Source organism: Kitasatospora sp. NPDC003701 (assembly GCF_053587085.1).
In genome coordinates this window covers 27,676-46,076 of record NZ_JBSFNM010000060.1, presented here as the reverse complement: position 1 = coordinate 46,076, position 18,401 = coordinate 27,676, and the positions used below count along the sequence as shown (strand labels likewise).

Genomic DNA, 18,401 nt, shown 5'->3' with positions numbered 1-18,401 from the left:
GTTGGAGGGATGTTCGATTGTGTCAAGGGTTCTGACCGATTCACCGAGTCGCGAGCTTTTGGGCAGGCGTCCCACCTTGGCGTCTCGCCCCAACATCAGTCACTCGTAAGCCGGTTGTCGCGGCGGACCGGTCACGCCGCGTGGCCGGCTGGGCGTCCAACTCTGTTGTTCCATGTTGATTTACGTTCTGGTGGGTAACTGGCAGGATGGGCGGCATGACCCCGTCCTGCCGCCGAAGACCGCTCCGCCTCAATGGCCCGCCGCCGCGCCGGTCGCAGCGGTGTGTGCAGGTGTCCGTTGGCTCGTCGGGCCCGTGGCGCGACTTCGGCGACACCCGGCCGCCGGACGTGCGGCGGCCGGTGCTGCGCCGGGCGTTCGAGGGGAGGTGCGGACCGCCGTGCGGGAGGGCGGGGGAGGGCTTCGGCCGGCTGTTCGCGCAGCAATTCCGGCCGCACCGGGGCGAGTTGTTCATCGCCGATCCGGACCGCCGTACCTCGCGCGGCCGAGCCCGGCGGGCGACGACCAGGCCGAGGGTCGCCTGCCCGACCTGGTTCGGCCAGGCGTTCACCGCCGAGTCCGGCGCGACCACCAGGTAGGGGACCAACTCCCGTGCGGCGCACGGGAACCATGGGCTTGTCGCCGGTCATCCTGCTGCCGCTGTCTTCGGTGAACCCCGAGGCGGGCGGCCGGTTCCGGTGCTGGGTCCGCGGGTCGATGGCCACCAAGGCGAAGCGCGCACGCGATGAGCTGGAGGAGATCCGCCGCCAGCAAGCAGTCGATCGTCGAGGCGCTGGTCGGCACCTGCCGCATCCTGCTGCGGCTGGTGGACACTGATGGCCCCGCGCAGACGGCCCGGGCGAAGGCCGGCGGGCTGACCGAAGAGACGCCGGACGCGCTGGAGGGCCTGGGCGAGGAGTCCACGCCCGGTGAGGTGTCGCGGCGGTTGGAGCGGAAGGTCCCGACCTGGCCCCGGAGGCGTACGACCCGCACCTGGACGTCGACTTCACCGAGCTCGACCCGCACGACCCGGCCGCGGCGCCCTGACGGTCCGTCCCGGGAGCGGGGTGGCACCGGACGGGCCGGTGCCGCCGGTGACTGACCGCTTCAACCTCCTGGTGCAGAAACCTGGGGAGCGCGGCGCCTGCGTACTGGAGCGACATGTCGTCGGCCGGCCCGGGCTTCCCGACACCCTGGGCCGAGAGGGCCACCGCGTTATCGTGGTGCGGCGGGTGCAGCGGCCTTCGGTGAGGCGTCCTGCCCGATGGGGTCGGCGGGCGAATCCTGGCGGAGTGTTGATGAGTTGCGGTCTGCATCACGTCTGACCACGGCGTACAGCACGGCTCCTGCCGCCTGCAGGGCAGCGATGCCGGTCAGATACCAGTGCGCGGTGCTGGCGGTGGACAGTCCACCGAGGGCGGAGCCGATGGCGGCGGCGGAGATCTTCAGCCCGGCGCCGATGGTGAAGACCTGCGTGCGCCGTTGCGGCGGGGAGTGATCAGCGCGAATGCGCAGAGTCGCGGTCAGCACGAGGCCGTCCCCGGCACCGGCGGCGGCGAAACAGGCCGCTGCGACGGGGACGGCGGGGACCAGCGCCGCGGCGGCGAGGCAGATACCGGTGGCGAGCAAGCCGATGACGGCCAACCGCTGCGGCGGCACCGTGCGCCGCAGTCGGGTGATGCCGAGTGTCCCGGTCAGGGCGCCGACCGCGAACACGGTCATCAGCAAGCCGCCTGCTGACGCGTTTCCGAGGCTCATGGCGAGCAGGACGCTGGTCGTGGTGAGTGCGCCGATACCGGTGAAGGTCAGACAGGTCGCGGCCGTGATGGCGCGCAGCTCCCTTTCTCGCCACACCGTCCTCACTCCGTCGGCCAGGTCCCGACCCAGTCGCGCCGTTGCCGTCTGCGGGCCTTCGGCGTGCAGCGGGAGCAGTGGTGTCAGCACGCAAGCGCATGCCGCGGCTGTCGACAGTACGAGCATCGCCGTGGCCGGGGAGAGCGTGGAGGCGACAAGCCCGGCGGTTCCAGGGCCGGCGACGGCAGCGGCGTTGTAGATCACGGCGTCCCACGCGTATGCGCGGTCCCGCTGCGGGCCGGCCGGTGCCAGCCGCGTGATCAGGCTGGAGAGTCCGCCGGAGACGATCGGCCCGCAACAGCCGCCGGCCGCAGCGACGGCGAGGACCAGGGGAAGGGGTATGCGGCCGATGCCGGTCGCCAGCGCGGAGATCGCCAGGGCGAAGCCGGCGAGCGCGCCGGCGTAGAAGAGCCGGGGCCGGCGGGCACGGGCTGCCAGTGCGCCGGTGAGCGGGGCCGCGAAGACGTGCGGGGCCGTCCAGGCGGTCAGAACGAACGCCCCGTGCGCGGCGCTGCCGGTGCGGTGCACGGCCAGCATGACCACCGCCACGGCCGTGCCCTCGTCGGCCATCCGCGCGAAGAACGCGGTCACCAGATATCGCAGCACTCTCGACCGTCCTGACATCGCCACCTCCAGTGAGTAACGGCATATTGTCGAAAGACGTTACAGTGGGGGATGCCGCCGTACCAGGCGGCCGACCACCGCCCAGGCCGGGGATCAAGGAGCGCAGACGTGAGGACCCAGGGCTTCCAGGCCGCCCAGCGCCTGATCGACCTCGCCAACGCCGTACGAGCCCACCCCGGCCTGCCTCGCGAGGTCGCGGTGCCGCTCCTGGCAAGCCATGGGGAGGGTCCGCAGGACTTGACCGAAACGGCCCTGTCCGACGCGGATCTGCGGGAGCTCGGGGACGCCGCCCTGCGGATGGCCGGCATCCTCGCCGAGGACGACACCGATAGGGCGGCCGTCGCCATCAACGAGATGCTGGCCGAGCACGCCGCCGCCCCCCGCCTGTCCCGGCACGACGGTCACCCCTGGCACCTGCACGTCGATCGAAGCGACGCAGGATGGGCCGACTGGTTCCTGGCCGCCGGCTGCCTGGCCCTGGCCCAGATCCTCACCGAGCACGGTCGGGCCACTTGGGGCGAATGCGCGGCCTCCGACTGCCGCAACCTCTACCTCGGCACCGGTCCGGGCAGCCCACGCCGCTACTGCTCGACCACCTGCGCATCCCGCGCCCGTGTTGCCGAACACCGCCGGCGCAAGCAGACGCGCGCCCCGTCTCACGAATGAACAGTTGCGAGAGTTCTGAGAGGGCGATACGCAAGTTGATGTCCGGTTCGTAACTGGGGGTTGAGTGAGGTTGGCGGGTCGGGTGTCCGCGTGAGGGGTCAGGGGCCAGGCTGGGTGATCATGTCCCGCGATCCGGAGCGAGTCTGGTCAATGTGAGCCCGTCGGCGTGTTGTGGCACCATCCCAGCTGTGGATGACCGTACGGATGACGCGGACTGGTCCGGCTTGTTCCATGCCTCGGGCCCCGCTAGCGACACGCCGCGGCGTCTGGCAGCCCTCCTCGGCGACGATGCGAAGGCTTTCGTCGACGGGTACTCGCACCTGTGGTCGGAGACGCTTCGCCGCGAGGGCAAGGCCTGGCCTGCGACGGCGCCCACCGCGATGCTTGTCGTCGAGCTCCTGGATAATCCGCTGCTGGGGCCCGGCGATCCCTCGCTGCCTGATGCCATGCTCGCCTATTTGTACGCGATCGGCGCCGCCGGCGACCTCAGCGACCGGGCCGTGGAGATCCGTGCTCGGGTCAAGGACCGCGCACTGGAGTTGCGGGCCTGGACTGTCGAGTACGTGTCGGCCAATTCGGATGGCAGGGCTCGGATGTGGCAGGACGGCACGGGGCTGGGTGAACTCGTCCTCGATCAGGCGGCGCTCGCCTGCTTCGATGTGGTTCCCGTGCTCCTGCGGCGAACACTGCCGTACCTCGCGTCGGAACGTGCCAGTCGCAGGACATGTGCCGCCGCAGCTGTTGGGTCACTGGCACGGCATCCCGCGGCCTCCGCCCAACGTTCTGAGCTGCTGAAACAGTTGACGTTGATGGCCCGGGCCGCCGATTCCTCGTACGACCTGGCGACGATTGTGATCGCCATCGGCCACCTCGGCGGCGACACCCGCCCCTGGCTAACTGACCCGCATGCAGGCGTTCGGGCCTGCGCGGCCCTGGCGCCCGACCTTGCCAGCGACGACACAGCAGAGCAGGTGCTCGTGGAACTGGAGCGGTCGCCGCAAGCGTTCTTCAAGTCCTTTGGCGACCTGGCTCCACCCCTGCAGCTTCAGTTCAAGTCGCTCCAGGATCTGCTCACAGGGCTACGCGCGAGCTGATGCCCGGTGTCCGCGAGGGGGGTTACGGCCGCCGCAGGGCGAACAGCCCCTGCTCGGTCTCGGCCAGGATTCCCCTCTCGGTGAGCCGCTTGAGCTTCAGGCGGACGTTGTTGATGTTGCTGGGCGCGATCTCCACGTCCATCGCCTCACACACCGCCCGCGCCCGCAGCGGTGAAGCGGTCGCGGCGAACACCGCCATGATCTGCTGATAGGCCGGATGGTCCGGCAGTTTCGGGGCCGACGGCTCGGACGATCGTGAATCGGGCAGCTCCAGCAGCGTCTTGCGGGTGATCCGGATCTCCTGGGCGGCGGTGTCGAACCCGTCCAACAAAGCTGTCAGCTCCGCGATCTTCTCCCGGGTCGCCTCGGCCTGCGCGGCGATCTGCCGCTCTCGCTCCTCCAGTCGCACCAGGAGCGCCCCCAAACTCAGCTCTCCGCCGGTCATGCTCCACGCCAGGCGGGGGTGGAGGTGCCGGTCAGCATGCGCGACATCCGGTCGCTTATCGCCCAGTACACCCGTGATTCGGCCGAGGCGGTACGGTGCTCGTAGTCACGCACCGGCCTCCGGTGCAGCATCAAGATCCCGTTCGTCTGCTCCACGATCCACCGCTTGTGCTGCGGGACGAACCCGGCGCTGGCCGGGTTTCGCTCGACGACCTCAACCTCGATGCCCACCTTCGGCCCGTGGTCCACAACGGTCTTCTTGAACCCCTGGTCCACCAGGGCCTTCTTCACGGTGCCACCGGCGCCTGCTGCGACCTTGTCGAGCAGGGCCGTGCCGAAGGCGTTGTCGTGGACGGAGGCGGCCAGCACCACCACCGCAATCACGAGGCCCAGCACGTCGACGGCGAGTCCCCGCTTGCGACCTGGCACCTTCTTGTTCGCGTCCCGTCCGGTGGTGCCGGCCGGGACCCCCGCGGCGGCGTGCAAGCTCTGGGTGTCGAGCACCACCAGGCTGGGGTCGGCTAATCGGCCCCTCTTCTCCCGGACCTGCCAGCGCAGCAGGTCGTGGATTGTCTGGTCAGTGCCGTCGTCGCGCCACTTGTAGAAGTAGTACTTCACCGCACCGGCGGGCGGCAGGTCGTGGGGGAGGTAGTCCCACTGGCAACCGGTCCGGGACTGGTAGAGCAGGGCGTTGACGATCTCCCGCATGTCGTAGTTGCCCTGGTGGCCGCTGACTGATGGACGCCGGGCCTTCCACGAGATAACCACGGGCTCGATCAGAGACCAGCGCTCGTCGGATAAGTCGCTCTTGTAGGACTGGCGGTCGCTCACGGGTGACACTTCAGCACGCCCGAGCCTCCCGAGCAGCGGAAACCGGCGATGCCACACGTTCCGGTGACGTCAGATACGACATCACGTTACATACCGCCCTCTGAGAGACCCCCGAAACGCCTGGTACGCCGAGAGCGCCATCAGCCGCCGCCTCGTCCAACCGTTCCTGCGCTGGTCCATGGACCACCACGCGATGCCCCGCCCGAGAGTGCCCACGGTCCACACCGATGACCCGGCCCCGATCAGTCAGCACCAGCGCATCGCCCTGATCCGCAAGGTCATGGCCGGCGACGAGCTCCCGCCCATGGAGCGGGTCGCCGCCGCACCGATCCTGCTCCAGGCCCCCAGCCCATCCGGCGTCCGGTCCGGCTCGCCATCCACGACGTCCGGCACGAAGCCGATCAGGTCGCACTCCGGCTCGGCGATCCACCCACCCCAGCCGTTGCCGCTCAAGCGGGAGGAACCTGGAAGAGGTACGCCCCCGGCGAGCACACACCGGGAGGTCAGGGGCTGGCTTGCTTCGGTCGGCGGTCTACCGGCTGCGATCGACACGGACCGCGAACAAGCGAGTGCCTGCCCCGATCCCGACTTCCTCCAGACTGCGGTCGTCCTTCGGGCCCGATCCATTGGCCCGACTCCACGAGGTCCCGATGTCCTTGAATGTCTTGCTGGTCGCCGGGTCGTGGAGGAGCCATTGGCTGCCATAGGAGTATGCGTCCACATGGTCATTGATCGTCATGTAGATCGTGTCAAGCAGGTGAGAAACCGTCACCGACTCCACCGGGAAGGTGAGAACCCGGACCTGCTCGTCCGGCGCGACGAGGCCACCCAGATCGACCTCCACCGAGCGCCGCTGGAAGTCCTCCCGAGCAGCACGGACCGTTGCCTCGATCAGTGCCTCCGGCTTCTCGCGATCCGTAGGCAGCAGGCGGGGGATGACGACCTCCTCGACAGCACTCCTGACGGCGGCCTCGACGTTCTGCACGTTCCGGCTTGCTGACACCGCCGTCACGTATGCCTCGATGCTCGGGGGGTTGGGATAGTCCTTTGGTGCATACAGAACAATCGGCCTGGTGAGGAGGATGCGGAAGAACGTAGCGGCCACTGCGGAGGGAAAAGCCACGGAGAAGATCGCGAGCATGCCCTGAATCCACCCGTGGGCTTGAGTCGCCGCCACTCCAACGGTCACCTCGGCCAAACCGAGGAACAGGGAGATGATCCAGAGCGGATTGAGTACGCGCTCGGATGCGCCTTCAGTCGATGGTTCGCTTGCTTCCGCCATCGCAGCCCCTCCGAGGTCCTGACTCAACGTGCTCTCACCGTAGCGGGAAGGCCATCAGGACGGAGCGCAAAGGATCGATCGGGACCGGAGACGTTGCACACGGTTGCTCAACGAGCCGTCAGGCCCAGGAACACCGGTCACTCGATCACAGACTCCTACCGGTGCCGGACCCCTTCAGCGCCGATCCGGACCGCCGTACCTCGCGCGGCCGAGCCCGGCGGGCGACGACCAGGCCGAGGCCGCCTGCCCGACCTGGCTCGGCCGGGCGTCCACCGCCGGGTCCGCCGCGACCGCCAGGTGGGGGGTCAACTCCCTTGCGGCGCACGGGAATGATCTCGAGGATCGGGGTTTTGTTTGGCGTGTTCCTGGCAAAGTACTTCAACCATGGGCTTGTTGCCGGTTGTCGGTCATCCTGCTGTCGCTGTCTTCCGTGAACCCCGAGGCGGGCGGCCGGTCCCGGTGCTGGGTCCGCGGGTCGATGCCGAGGCGAGGCGCACCGCGCGCGTGCTGGCCGCGGTGGCGACCCACGCCGGGCCTGTCGAGCGCACCGCCGGGCTGCGGCAGGCGGCAGCGGCTGCCGGTGAGTTGGTGACCGCGCTGACGGCACTGGCTCCGGCCGTGGCCGGTGAGGGACTGCCGGCGGAGTCGATCAGCCAGTCGTACTTCCGGGTCCGTGAGGTGGAGCTGTCGGACCAGCAGGCCGCCCTGCACGGCGCCCTGGCCCTCCACCGGGGGCTGGAAGACCTGTGCGATGCTCCGCTGTCGGGCGCCGACCTGGCGCTGGAGATGACCGGGATGCGGCAGTCGGTGCTCGACCTCACCGGCGCGGCACCGGGTGCGGACCCGGACTCCCTCCCGTCGCCGGCCGCCCCCGGGCCGATGGTGAGGGCCCCCTCGGAGAGCCTGTGGAGCGCCCGCTGGCTCATCGGACACCAGGTCCATGTCCTGTTCAACATCTGCGCCGCGGTCGCCGTGGCCGACGCCACCCGCCATCTGCGGCACGGCGACCACGATGCCGCGCTGCCGCGGCTGGCGGACGCGACGGTGTACGTGCGCGGATTCCCCGCGGCCATGACCCACGCCAGCACGATCCCGGCCGACTACTACATGGCGGAGATCCGCCACACCATGGCGCCCCCGTCGGTCGACGTCCCGTTGAGCGGACGCCAGCATCGCGGATACAAGCTCTTCCGAGCGGCGATGAAGGACCTGCTGACGGTCGTCCCCGACTCCTACGAGCACCTGGCGGCCCGCGCCCCCGAGCTGGCCGAGGCACGGGGCGCCCTCCTGGAAGCCGACATCGTCGACAGCGAACGGCACGTCACCCTCGCCTACTCGATGGTGCACCTGCGTCGTTCCATCGCTCAGAAACCCGAAGGCCCGGACAACGCCGTCGCCGAACTACGGCTCATGCGCCACCGCCGCGCGGCCCAGTACGCCCCCCTGATCCGATTCGGGGACCACTACATCGCCGACGCCGTGGCCCGCCTGCGCCACACGTGAGTCCGCGCGTCCGCTGCCCACACCCCGGCAGGAGAGCCCGATGCCCGAGACGACACCCGACTCCACCGGAAGCACCGCCGCCGCCGACTGGGTACTGGACCCGGCCGATGCCGACACCTGCGAGAAGCTGGCCCGCGACCTGTCCGCCGGCGGGCACGAGCAGGTCGACAGCCCCGCGTGGGTGGCACGGGCCCGGGACGCCTGGGAGGACCTCCCGCCACTGCTCCGCCGCAGGGTGAGCCAATTCCGGCGGCACTCCGGCCCGCACGGCACCCTGGTGATCGGCGGCCTGCCCGTGGATCGGGCGGCCCTGCCCGCGACACCGACCGTACCCGGCTCGGTCCAGCGCCGCGTCACCGTCCCGGCCGCGATGCTCACCATGGTGGCCTGCGGGCTCGGCGAGCCCCTCGCCTACCTGGCCGAGAAGTCCGGCGCCCTCGTGCAGGACGTCGTCCCCGTACCCGGACAGGAGACCTTCCACGGCAACGCCGGATCGGTGCCGCTGTCCTTCCACACCGAGAACGGCTTCCACCCGCACCCACCCGACTACGTGGTCTTCCTGTGCCTGCGCGCCGACCACGACCGGATCGCCGGCATGCGCACCGCAGGCATCCGCCAGGCTCTGCCACTCCTCACCCCGGCCGCCCGCCAGGCCCTGTTCGCACCGGAGTTCATCACCACCCCACCACCCTCCTTCGCCCCCGGCGCCGCCACGAGCGGGCCCGCTGCCGAGCCCCGGCCGGTGCTGTCGGGAGCAGCCGAGGACCCCGACATCCACATGGCCCAACTCGTCACCACCCCGCTCACCTCCCGGGCCACCGCGGCGCTGAACGAATTCGCCCGCGCCTGCGAGGCGACCGCCCGCACGCTGCGCCTGACCCCCGGCGACCTGGTCATCATCGACAACCGCGTCACCGTCCACGGCCGCACCGCCTTCCACCCCCGTTACGACGGAGCGGACCGCTGGCTGCAACGCACCTACGTCACCACCGACCTGCGCCGCTCCCGCGACCACCGCCCCCAGGACGGCCACGTACTGGACCGGTGAACTGGAGCAGTCCACGGCGGTACTCGGCGCCGCCGCCGGCGTGGCCCGGTTACCCGTCCGGACCGGGCCGTCGGGGACGGTGAGGCGGGATTTAATGTCTGCGATCAAGGCGGCGGACGCCGTATGGTCATGAACCTCCCAAGGGGGAGAGGAGGTTCACCAGAGATGGGACTGTTCAAGGACACGCCGCCCCGCGAGCATCCTGAGTACACGCAACTGCGCTTCATGGCAGCCGGATCACCGTCGTGGTGGAAGCAGAACCGGCACAAGGTCCTGGCGATCGCAGGACTCCTCGCCGGGCTCTGGCTCGCCGGACACCACCAGGACGCCGCACCCAAGACGTGCGCCCCTGCGAGCACATCCAGCACCTCTCGCTGACAGCGGCGCGGAGCCCGGCCCCCCGACCCGCATGGGGCCGGGGGGCCGGGCTCCGCAGAATGGCGCTTGGCAGCGTCTTGACGACGGCGACTCGGAACATCCTCTCCCGGCCGCCGATCACCGCGACTCTGATCTGAGCGCCTGTCACGCAGCTCGCACGCGCTCGATGAGATCGGCGACGCCGTCAACCCGGCGGTACGGTCTGAACGCCGGTGCGAGTTCGCGGACCAGGGTGATGCACCGCTCAGCGCCGATGCGGGTGGCCAGATCGAGGGATTCGGTGGCGACGGCGAGGGCCTGCTCGACGTCGTTGGACTGCAGGAAACCCTTGGCCTGGTAGGTCAGGAAGATGCCACGCGTCTTGTCCCGGGCCTTGGGCAGGAGGGCCAGGCCCTCGGCCATCCTGACGTGCGCCTCGTCGGCCCGGCCGAGATCGAGCAGGCACTGGCCGGAGTCGACCGCGAGGTCCGCGGGGCTCATCCACGCGCACCAGCCTGGCGCGGGGTCGGTGGCCCGCGTCGACAGTGCGGTCTCGGCGTCGGACAGATCGCGGTGGCACGCGGAGCGTTCGCCGAGCGCGGCGTAGGCCCTGGCCCGCCGGAGGAACAGCAGCGACCGGGCGGTGGGGTGCTTGGTAGCGGACAGTGCGTGGCCGAGCTGGTCCACCGAGATGTCCGGTTGGCCGATCCAGTTCGACTGGTAGGCGAAGTCGGAGAGCACACCGGCGCCGAAGTCGCGGTCACCTGCGGCGTTGGCGGCTTGCAAGGCCCCTGCCCAGAGCTTTCCCGCGGCGAAGTGCTTGCCCTGGTCGAAGCGGTACCAGCCGCAGGTGGTGGCCAGTGACGCGGCCAGGAGGTGCAGCCGCTTGGCGACGGGCTCGGCGTGGCCGCCGCCCTCGATCAGGTCGGTGACGGTGGCGAGATGGGCGTCCATCAGCTTGATCGTGTGCTGGCGCTGTTCGGTGGGCAGCGTCGTCAGCTTCGCGCTGGTTTCCTCCAGCCAGTCCACGAGCCCGGGGTCCACGGCCGTCCTGCCGTCGAGGGCGGACGTCAGGCGATCGGGCTCGATCGTGGCCCACTGGGCGGCGAGGCCGGCCAGCGAGACGGCACTGAAGGTCATGAAGCTGCGGCGGTCCATGGCGGCTCTCTGTGCATCTCGAAGTGCTTGGACGGTGTACGCCGATCCCAGTGGCAGCGGAAGCTCACGGCCGGGCAGCCAATCGGGCCACCCGAACAGCTCCATGTCGGCGATCGGAACGTCGAAGGCTTCCGCGATCAGGATCTGAGAGTCCAGGTTCGGCTGCTTGCGCCAGTTCTCCCACCGGCTGACGGCCGTCTTGTCCGCGCCGGAGCGGAGCCCGTGCTTGCGGGCGGCCCGGTCGAGGGACACGACGAGGTCGCTCTGTGACCACCCGCGCAGTTCACGGGCGTAGGCGAGGGGGTGCCGGATCGGGTCGTCCACGGGGCCAATTCCATCATCGACAGTGACAGGCAGCCTACTGCGCACGAGCGCGGGACAACCCCGGGACTACAGACAATGCCTGTCCAGGCAAGCGGAGTTGGCGCTGTACTCGACACGCATCGACAAGTTCCCTCACGAAGCGGAAGGAGTCAGCCCATGAAACGACGCGCGGCGGTCATCGGCCTCGGACACCAGGCACTCGAAGACCACCTTCCCGGCCTGCTCGCCTCCAACCGGGCCGAGTTGGTAGCGGTCTGCGACAACGACCCGGACGCGCTGCGGGCCCAGCAGGACACGCACCACGTCCCGGGCTTCACCCGGGCCGCCGACCTGCTGGACGACGTGGCGCCGGACTTCGTCATCGTCGCGGTCCCGCACCGCGCCGGCCGGGCCGTGATCGAGGACTGCGCCGTCCGAGGCGTGCACGTCCTCAAGGAGAAGCCGTTCGCCACCTCCCTGCCGGAGGCACGCGAGCTCGCCTCGATCTGCCGGCAGGCCCAGGTGGAGCTGATGGTCACGCTGCAACGACGCTTCAACCCGCTCCACGCGTCCGTGGTCCAGCTCCTGGACCAGATCGGCACCCCGTTCCTCGTCGACGGCCAGTACACCTTCCACACCGACAACCCCGGCGCGGGCTGGCGCGGAGACGTCAGCCAGGCCGGCGGCGGCTGCATCATCGACATGGGCTACCACATCGTCGACCTGCTGCTGTGGTACTTCGGGATGCCCAACCGGATCATGGCCGACTTCTCGACCGCCGCGCTGCCCGACGGCCGGTACGACGCCGAGGACACCGCCGTCATCCAGCTCGGCTACGACAACGACCTGTACGGCACCGTGCTCCTGTCCCGCTGGATGGCCCCGAAGACCGAGAAGCTGCACGTGGTCGGCACCCTCGGCTCCGTCCTGCTGACGAAGGGCCGGGTCCAGCGCCTCGATGTGCACGGCAAGGTCGTCGACGAGCTGTCGCGCCCGCAAGCCCCGTCCAGCGCGGCCACCGCCCAGATCGACTACTTCTGCCGGGTCCTGGACGGCGAACGCCCCAACACCGCCGGGCCCGAACAGCACCTGGGCCACATGGCCTTCATCGCGTCCTGCTACGAGTCCAAGGCCGCCGGCCGTTACATCGACCCCAAGGAGATGCTGTGACGAACAACCTCGCCCTGCTGGGCGGCGAGCCCGCGGTGACCGTGGCCGGCACGCACTTCGAGTGGCCGCCGATGGACGACACCACCGAGAGCAAGGTCGTCGCCCAGCTCCGCTCGGCCATCTCCGTCCCCGGCCGCTCGGGCATCGTCGCCGTCCTGGAGGACGCCCTCCAGGACTACTTCGGGGTCCGCCACGCGGTCACCTTCAGCTCCGGCACCGCGGCCCTGCACGCCACCTACGACGCCGCCAGGATCAAGGCCGGGGACGAGGTGATCGTCCCCGCCTGGACCTTCCACGCCACAGCCTCGCCGCTGTTCCATCTGCGGGCGGTGCCCGTTCTGGTCGAGACCGGCCCGGACGGCAATATCGACCCCACGGCGATCGAGGACGCGATCACTCCGCGCACCCGCGCCATCATGGTCACCCACCTGTGGGGCAGGCCGGCCGCGATGCTCGCCCTCCAGGCCATCGCCAAGACGTACGACCTCCTCCTGCTGGAGGACGGCTCCCACGCCCACGGCGCCTCCCACGGGGGCAGGAAGGTCGGCACCTTCGGCCTGGCCGGCGCGTTCTCGCTCAACGGCCCCAAGCCGCTGTCCGGCGGCGAGGGCGGGTTCGTCCTCACGGACGACGACGACACGTACTACCGGCTCCTGACGTTCGGCCACTACAACAGGCGCGCCAAGTCCGAGATCCCGGCCGAGCACCCGCTCGCGAAGTACGCGGTCACCGGGTCCGGCCTGAAGCTCCGGATCCACCCGCTGGCCGCCGCCATCGCGCACGACCAGCTCGGCCGCCTCGACGGCTACCTCGCCGGACGGGCGGAGATCGCCCGCTACCTGACCGAGGAGTTCGCCCGGACTCCCGGGCTTGAGGTCATCCCGATGCCCGAAGGGGTGGTCCCTTCCTGGTACGGGTTGACGCTCACCTACCGCCCCCAGGAGCTCGGTGGCCTCAGCGTCGAGCGGTTCCACCGGGCCCTGGTCGCCGAGGGCGCGGTCGGGTTCGACCGGCCGGGCTCCACCTGCCCCATGAACCAGCTACCGCTGTACCAGAGCCCGGCCATGCTGTTCCCCGGCCACCCGCACGCTCACCGCCGCTACCGGGCAGGGGACTTCCCGGTCGCCGAGCACACCCACGCGCACACGATCAAGCTCCCGGTCTGGCATCGTGAACAGGATCGTCCGCTGGCCGGGCAGTACATCCGCGCGGCCGTCAAGGTGAGCGACCACCACAAGGAGCTGCTGTGAACTCTCCCTTCGCCGACCCCACGTTCGAGGACACGATCCGCGCCGCCGCCGAGACGGACGGGGTGGAACGGTTCGTCGTGGCCGCCGTGATCGCCGACGGCGGCCGCATGCTGTTCCTGCGGCGCCCGGCCGGCGAGTTCATGGCCGGCCTGTGGGAGCTGCCGTCGGGCAAGGTCGAGAAGGGCGAGGGCATCGAGCAGGCCCTGCTGCGGGAGGTCGACGAGGAGACCGGCCTGCGGATCGACGCGGTCGAGAAGTACCTCGGGCATTTCGACTACACCTCCGGCAGCGGTGCCCTCACCCGGCAGCTGACCTTCGAGGTCACCGTCACCCGGACCGGCCCGGTCACCCTCACCGAGCACGACGCGCACGAGTGGGCCGGGCCCGACGAGATCCCCGCCGTCAGCGACGCGGTACGGGAACTCGTCACCCGCTGATCGTGCACCGCGAGCCCATCGGCCAGGCCCGCGTAGACGGACACGACGCCTCGTCCCGGCCCGGAGGGGTGGGAACACCCCCGTCGTGATCGGGGGGTCCACACCGGCCGGTACCGCGTCGGCCGGTTCGCGTCAGGCCGTCGTGGGCGCCCCCGGGGCGGGTGGAGGGGTGGTTCGCGCCCGGGTGACGGCGTCGTGGAGGGCCTTCGGATCGTCGGCGTGCACCCTGATCACCCGTACGAGCCGGGGAGCGCCGAGGAACGTCGGCGCATCGACCGGTTCGGCCAGTTCGAGGGTGAGGGAGGTCTGGGAGCCGACGGTCAGGTTCAGCTCGCCGTCCCTCTTCTCGTGGGTGAACAGCGTCTCGCGCCGGACGGAGGCAATCCGGGCGACGGGAACCCGGATGTCGACATGGGCGGCCTGCCGGACGCGCAGGACGCCCTCGGCCAGGACGTGCGGCCGGGTGACGGCGGCCGCGTGCATGCCGAGGACGAACAGGACGGTGTAGACGTCGACGACCAGGAAGACGGCGTGGACGACGGGCCAGTCGGTGAGCAGGTACGACAGGGCGACCGTCTCGGCCGCGCACACGAACGCGAAGCCGTACGCCACGGCGGCCTGGTCGCGGGCGTGGGGGAACGCTTCGCCGGCCTCGCCGACACCGTGCGGACGGCGTGCCACCCACCGGACCAGGCTCGCCATGATCCGCGCCTCGTGCGCCACGTACCGCGCCACACGCCGGGGTACGAGCAGCGCGAACGCCCGGCGCCGGGAGAGCCCGAGCCGCCGCAGCCGCAGCCAGACGTACGCCTCGGCGCCGAGGAGGACCAGCAGGAGCAGCCTGCCGCCGAGCAGCACGGTGTCGGGCACCGGTGCCCCGCCGATCAGGCAGCCGGCCAGCACGAGCTGGGCGGGCACCGCGACGGCGCGGAGCCTCCGCAGTACCGGCCCCCGCGCGGGGGAGTCGGGCCGGGGCGGGAAGTCCCGGATCTCCGGCGTCGTCATGGTCGTTCGTCCCGTCGTTGCTCCACGAGTTCGATGGCACGGCGCACCGCCGCCGATTGGGCCGGTGCCAGGTCGGCGAAGATGACGTCCGCCAGACCGCCGCCGGCCTTGGCCGAGAGGTGCACGACCAGGTCGTCGGGCAGCAGGGCCGCCAGCGCGGTGGCGGCCCTGGCCACCCGGGGGTCGTCCGGCTCCTCGCCCTCGAGGGCGTCCAGCAGGCCGTACACCTCGCCCGCGTGCTCCTCCAGCCCCTGCAGGACCTCCATCAGCCGGACGCGCTCCGCCTCGGGGAGCACGGTGTCGAGGAGGGCCAGGACCTCCCGGTCCTTCACGGCCATCGGCGAGTCCGGCATCTCGCCGATGCCCGCCAGCAACCCGGTGAGCTGCGGCGAGAGCGGTCCTTCGGCGGCCAGTCGCCCGCCCCGCGCCTCGGCCAGCAGCGCGGCGAGCCGTCGCCGTCTCTCCCGGATGACCGCTTCCTGCCGGCCGAGGTCGTCGTCCAGCTCCTGGAGGACCTCGACCAGCTCCCGACCCTCGTCGTCCGCGAGGACGTCGCGCACCTCGTCGAGGCCGAGGCCGAGCTCGGTCAGGCGCCGGATCCGGGCGAGCAGGACGGCGTCCCGGATGTCGTACTCGCGGTAGCCGTTGCTCCGCCGGACGGGTTCGGGCAGCAGCCCGAGATGGTGGTAGTGCCGCACGGCCCGAGGGGTGACCCCGATGAGCGCGGCGATCTCGCCGATTCGCATGACTGCAGTAGAAACCCTGACGCTGCGGCAAGGTCAAGGAGGCTCCGGCGGCGGGCGCTGCGCCCGGCAGGGCGTGCCGGAAGGGCCGGGGGAGCCCGCCCGGGGGCTTCTCGACCTCGTCACGGCGTAGGGGCGGCTACCGGGTGGCAGCCGGCCCGGAGCGACCACCGGGCTCGCGGTGCCGTTCCGGAGCGACCACCGGGCTCGTGGCGCCGTCCCGGACGGGACACCGGGACGACCACCGCCGCCGAGAAGGACACGGCCCTGCTGCGCGCGGCGTACCGGACGGCGGACGGCGGTGAACCCGACGCCTGCGTGGAGCTGGTGACGGAGGACGTCAAGGGCTGTTCGCGGCAGTTGGGTTGAACGTCTCGCGGTAGGTGCGCGGCGGTACCCCGACGTGTGCCTTGAAGAGGGTCCGGAAGTTGGCCGGCGTGCCCAGGCCGCAGCGCCGCGCCACCGCTTCGACCGTCAGGTCGCTCGATTCCAGGAGCTCCCGTGCTCGGCCGAGCCTTGCGTCGAGCAGCCAGCGCATGGGCGGTCGGCCGGTGTCGGCGTGGAAGCGACGGATGAGCGTGCGGCGGGACATCCCGGCCCGGCGCGCCAACTGGTCGACGGTGAGCGGCTGGTGCAGGTGGCGCAGGGCCCACTCGTACACCGGCGCCGGTCCGCCGGCGGCGTCCGCGGTCACCGGAAGGTCGGCGAACGGGGCCTGGCCGCCGGTGCGATGGGGGGCGGTGACCAGCAGGCGGGCCCGCTGGTTCGCCAGGCGGGCGCCGTGATCGCGGCGGACGAGGTGCAGGGACAGGTCGAGGCCCGCCGTGACGCCGCCCGAAGTCAGCACCTGGCCCTCGTCGATGTACAGCGCCTCCGGCCGCACCGCCACCCGCGGGTACTGCCCGGCCAGCGCTGCGGCGTACCGCCAGTGTGTGGTCGCCCGGCGGCCGTCCAGCAGACCGGCGGCGGCGAGGGCGAAGGCCCCCAGGCAGATGGACACCATGCGGCTGCCACGGGCCGCCGCCGCCACGAGCGCGTCGGTGACCGCGGCGGAGGGTGGATCGGGCTCCAGGTACCCCGGGACCATCACGGTGTCCGCGGTCTCCAGGGCCTCCAACCCGGCGGCGACGGACAACAGCGGGCCGCCGTGCATCGAGACCAGCCCGGGTCGTTCCGTGCACAGCGTCATCGAGTACGGCCCGTCCGGCCAACTCCCGAAGACCTGCAACGGAATCCCGATGTCGAGTGCGAGGACGTTCTCGAGCGCCACCACGACCACGTGGTGGGTGCCGCCGGGGGTCGGATGTCCCATGGCACGATCCTATCGCTGCCTGGCATGCGTGCCACTGACTCCCTCGCCCTGTTCGCGCCTACGGTCAGTGCGTGACCGATGGAGGCGCTCTCCCGCCGTCACCGCCGGGCGCGGTGGTGGAGCAGCCGGCCGGCAGCGTCCGGGGGACTGCGGCCTCCCTGCCGGCCAGGCACGACGTACCTCAAGGCGAATCCTCCGAGGCCCGCCGACCGGCGATCACGCCGTCCCGTCCGGGCCCTGCAGAAGCGAACGAAAGAGAGCTCCCGTGACCACCGACGCACCCCTGCCCGTCTTCGAGCGGCTCAGCCTCCCGGACACGCGCCTCGCCCGGGACAGCTACGCCTACGCGGCGACGGCCACACCCGCCTTCGTCCTCCACCACAGCGTCCGCAGCTACGTCTTCGCCCGCGCCCACGCGCGCCACCAGGATCTGCGCGCCGGCACCGACTACGACGACGAGCTGCTGTTCGTCAGCTGCGTCCTGCACGACATCGGGCTGAGCGAGGAGGGCAACGGCGACCAGCGTTTCGAGGTCGACGGTGCCGACACCGCGGCGGCGTTCCTCCGCGAACGCGGTGTGGAGGAACGCCGCATCGCCATCGCCTGGGACGCCATCGCGCTGCACACGTCGGAAGGCATCGCCGTGCGGAAGGGCGCCGAGGTGGCGCTGGCACAGGCCGGCATCGGTACCGACATCCTCGGAGTCCGGCGCGAGAGCCTTCCGGCCGGCCTCGCCGACGAGGTGCACGCCCTGCTCCCTCGCATGGACCTGGCCTACGCGCTGAGCGACGCGATCGTCGCCCAGGCCAGGCCCAAGCCGCAGAAGGCGTCCCCGATGAGCTTCCCCGGAACGCTGCTGCGCCACCACCTGCCCCATGGTGCTCAGCCCGGCTGGTACGACCTGCTGGCCGCGGCAGGCTGGGGCGACCAGCCCGTCGACGCCGTCGCCCGGCGCCGCGCGGAGACGCCGGAGCAGGTGGGGGTGATGTTCATGGAGTACCTGGAGGCCGGTGACCTTGAGGGTCTCCTGTCGCTGTACGAGCCGAACGCGCACTTCGTCCCCGCCCCGGGCACCCACCTGGTGGGCACCGAGGCCATCCGGAAGGCCCTGCAGCGGCTGATCGACACCGGTGCCCGTCTCGAGCTCGAGCTGCGCGACATCCGGCAGGTGGACGACGTCGCCCTGGTGTCGAACACCGCCACCCTGACGGGCGTCGGCGTCGAGCCGGTGGTCTCCACGACCACGGAGGTCCTCCGACGCCGGCCGGACGGCGGCTGGGCGCACGTCGTGGACGACCCGTTCTTCGGCTGACCCGGTTCTCG

General features: G+C 70.9%; 20 protein-coding genes. 11 read left to right on the top strand and 9 right to left on the bottom strand.

The window, feature by feature from the left end; genetic code table 11:
• Positions 1-290: 290 nt before the first annotated feature.
• On the top strand, positions 291-596 hold the full coding sequence (locus tag ACWDRR_RS36160; RefSeq protein WP_449776513.1) for a hypothetical protein: 306 nt from the start codon (positions 291-293) through the stop codon (positions 594-596).
• Positions 597-742: 146 nt separating this feature from the next.
• Positions 743-1,099 (top strand): hypothetical protein, encoded by a 357-nt coding sequence (locus tag ACWDRR_RS36155; RefSeq protein WP_449776512.1) that lies wholly within the window; start codon positions 743-745, stop codon positions 1,097-1,099.
• A 113-nt stretch (positions 1,100-1,212) separates the two neighbouring features.
• Here ACWDRR_RS36155 and ACWDRR_RS36150 read toward each other — a convergent pair whose 3' ends face one another.
• Positions 1,213-2,457 carry an MFS transporter gene (locus ACWDRR_RS36150; protein WP_449776511.1) on the bottom strand — a complete coding sequence of 415 codons (1,245 nt, stop codon included), beginning with the start codon at positions 2,455-2,457 and terminating at the stop codon, positions 1,213-1,215.
• 126 nt (positions 2,458-2,583) lie between these two features.
• Between ACWDRR_RS36150 and ACWDRR_RS36145 the strand changes: the two genes are divergently transcribed.
• Entirely contained in the window at positions 2,584-3,141 is a 558-nt protein-coding gene (locus ACWDRR_RS36145; protein WP_449776510.1) for a CGNR zinc finger domain-containing protein, read from the top strand.
• A gap of 188 nt (positions 3,142-3,329) precedes the next feature.
• On the top strand, positions 3,330-4,235 hold the full coding sequence (locus ACWDRR_RS36140) for a hypothetical protein (RefSeq protein WP_449776509.1): 906 nt from the start codon (positions 3,330-3,332) through the stop codon (positions 4,233-4,235).
• Between the two features lie 22 nt (positions 4,236-4,257).
• On the opposite strand, the gene ACWDRR_RS36135 is transcribed toward ACWDRR_RS36140, so the two are convergent.
• The 4 genes from ACWDRR_RS36135 to ACWDRR_RS36120 all read right to left on the bottom strand — a co-directional run bounded on the left by ACWDRR_RS36135 (position 4,258) and on the right by ACWDRR_RS36120 (position 6,792).
• Positions 4,258-4,680, bottom strand: coding sequence for a hypothetical protein (locus ACWDRR_RS36135; RefSeq protein ID WP_449776508.1), 423 nt, complete (start codon positions 4,678-4,680; stop codon positions 4,258-4,260).
• A complete protein-coding gene (locus ACWDRR_RS36130; RefSeq protein ID WP_449776507.1) occupies positions 4,677-5,510 on the bottom strand; it encodes an IS5 family transposase in 834 nt (277 codons plus the stop codon). The genes ACWDRR_RS36135 and ACWDRR_RS36130 overlap by 4 nt, the downstream gene beginning before the upstream one ends.
• Positions 5,511-5,756: 246 nt before the next feature.
• The gene (locus tag ACWDRR_RS36125; RefSeq protein ID WP_449776506.1) at positions 5,757-5,963 is read right to left on the bottom strand and encodes a hypothetical protein; all 207 of its coding nucleotides are present in this window, start codon (positions 5,961-5,963) and stop codon (positions 5,757-5,759) included.
• 79 nt (positions 5,964-6,042) lie between these two features.
• Positions 6,043-6,792 (bottom strand): hypothetical protein, encoded by a 750-nt coding sequence (locus ACWDRR_RS36120; RefSeq protein ID WP_449776505.1) that lies wholly within the window; start codon positions 6,790-6,792, stop codon positions 6,043-6,045.
• A 516-nt stretch (positions 6,793-7,308) separates the two neighbouring features.
• Between ACWDRR_RS36120 and ACWDRR_RS36115 the strand changes: the two genes are divergently transcribed.
• The 3 genes from ACWDRR_RS36115 to ACWDRR_RS36105 all read left to right on the top strand — a co-directional run bounded on the left by ACWDRR_RS36115 (position 7,309) and on the right by ACWDRR_RS36105 (position 9,721).
• The gene (locus ACWDRR_RS36115) at positions 7,309-8,295 is read left to right on the top strand and encodes a hypothetical protein (protein ID WP_449776504.1); all 987 of its coding nucleotides are present in this window, start codon (positions 7,309-7,311) and stop codon (positions 8,293-8,295) included.
• Between the two features lie 40 nt (positions 8,296-8,335).
• On the top strand, positions 8,336-9,343 hold the full coding sequence (locus tag ACWDRR_RS36110) for a TauD/TfdA family dioxygenase (protein WP_449776503.1): 1,008 nt from the start codon (positions 8,336-8,338) through the stop codon (positions 9,341-9,343).
• A 165-nt stretch (positions 9,344-9,508) separates the two neighbouring features.
• Complete coding sequence (locus ACWDRR_RS36105; protein ID WP_449776502.1) at positions 9,509-9,721, top strand: hypothetical protein; 213 nt, start codon at positions 9,509-9,511, stop codon at positions 9,719-9,721.
• A gap of 144 nt (positions 9,722-9,865) precedes the next feature.
• Here the strand turns inward: ACWDRR_RS36105 and ACWDRR_RS36100 are convergent, their stop codons facing one another.
• Positions 9,866-11,182: a helix-turn-helix transcriptional regulator gene (locus tag ACWDRR_RS36100; protein ID WP_449776501.1), complete on the bottom strand. Its 1,317-nt coding sequence runs from the start codon at positions 11,180-11,182 to the stop codon at positions 9,866-9,868.
• Between the two features lie 156 nt (positions 11,183-11,338).
• Between ACWDRR_RS36100 and ACWDRR_RS36095 the strand changes: the two genes are divergently transcribed.
• The 3 genes from ACWDRR_RS36095 to ACWDRR_RS36085 are packed head-to-tail and all read left to right on the top strand — an operon-like array spanning position 11,339 to position 14,018.
• Complete coding sequence (locus ACWDRR_RS36095) at positions 11,339-12,331, top strand: Gfo/Idh/MocA family protein (protein ID WP_449776500.1); 993 nt, start codon at positions 11,339-11,341, stop codon at positions 12,329-12,331.
• Complete coding sequence (locus tag ACWDRR_RS36090) at positions 12,328-13,581, top strand: DegT/DnrJ/EryC1/StrS family aminotransferase (RefSeq protein WP_449776499.1); 1,254 nt, start codon at positions 12,328-12,330, stop codon at positions 13,579-13,581. Before ACWDRR_RS36095 ends, ACWDRR_RS36090 begins: the two co-directional genes overlap by 4 nt.
• Positions 13,578-14,018 (top strand): NUDIX domain-containing protein, encoded by a 441-nt coding sequence (locus ACWDRR_RS36085; RefSeq protein ID WP_449776498.1) that lies wholly within the window; start codon positions 13,578-13,580, stop codon positions 14,016-14,018. Before ACWDRR_RS36090 ends, ACWDRR_RS36085 begins: the two co-directional genes overlap by 4 nt.
• A 132-nt stretch (positions 14,019-14,150) precedes the next feature.
• Here the strand turns inward: ACWDRR_RS36085 and ACWDRR_RS36080 are convergent, their stop codons facing one another.
• The 3 genes from ACWDRR_RS36080 to ACWDRR_RS36070 form a co-directional block, all read right to left on the bottom strand.
• On the bottom strand, positions 14,151-15,023 hold the full coding sequence (locus tag ACWDRR_RS36080; RefSeq protein ID WP_449776497.1) for a hypothetical protein: 873 nt from the start codon (positions 15,021-15,023) through the stop codon (positions 14,151-14,153).
• A complete protein-coding gene (locus tag ACWDRR_RS36075) occupies positions 15,020-15,769 on the bottom strand; it encodes a MerR family transcriptional regulator (protein ID WP_449776496.1) in 750 nt (249 codons plus the stop codon). Before ACWDRR_RS36075 ends, ACWDRR_RS36080 begins: the two co-directional genes overlap by 4 nt.
• 337 nt (positions 15,770-16,106) lie before the next feature.
• The gene (locus ACWDRR_RS36070) at positions 16,107-17,078 is read right to left on the bottom strand and encodes a GlxA family transcriptional regulator (protein ID WP_449776495.1); all 972 of its coding nucleotides are present in this window, start codon (positions 17,076-17,078) and stop codon (positions 16,107-16,109) included.
• Between the two features lie 265 nt (positions 17,079-17,343).
• Here ACWDRR_RS36070 and ACWDRR_RS36065 point away from each other — a divergent pair, with 265 nt between their 5' ends.
• Positions 17,344-18,390, top strand: coding sequence for a nuclear transport factor 2 family protein (locus ACWDRR_RS36065; protein ID WP_449776494.1), 1,047 nt, complete (start codon positions 17,344-17,346; stop codon positions 18,388-18,390).
• Positions 18,391-18,401 lie beyond the last annotated feature (11 nt).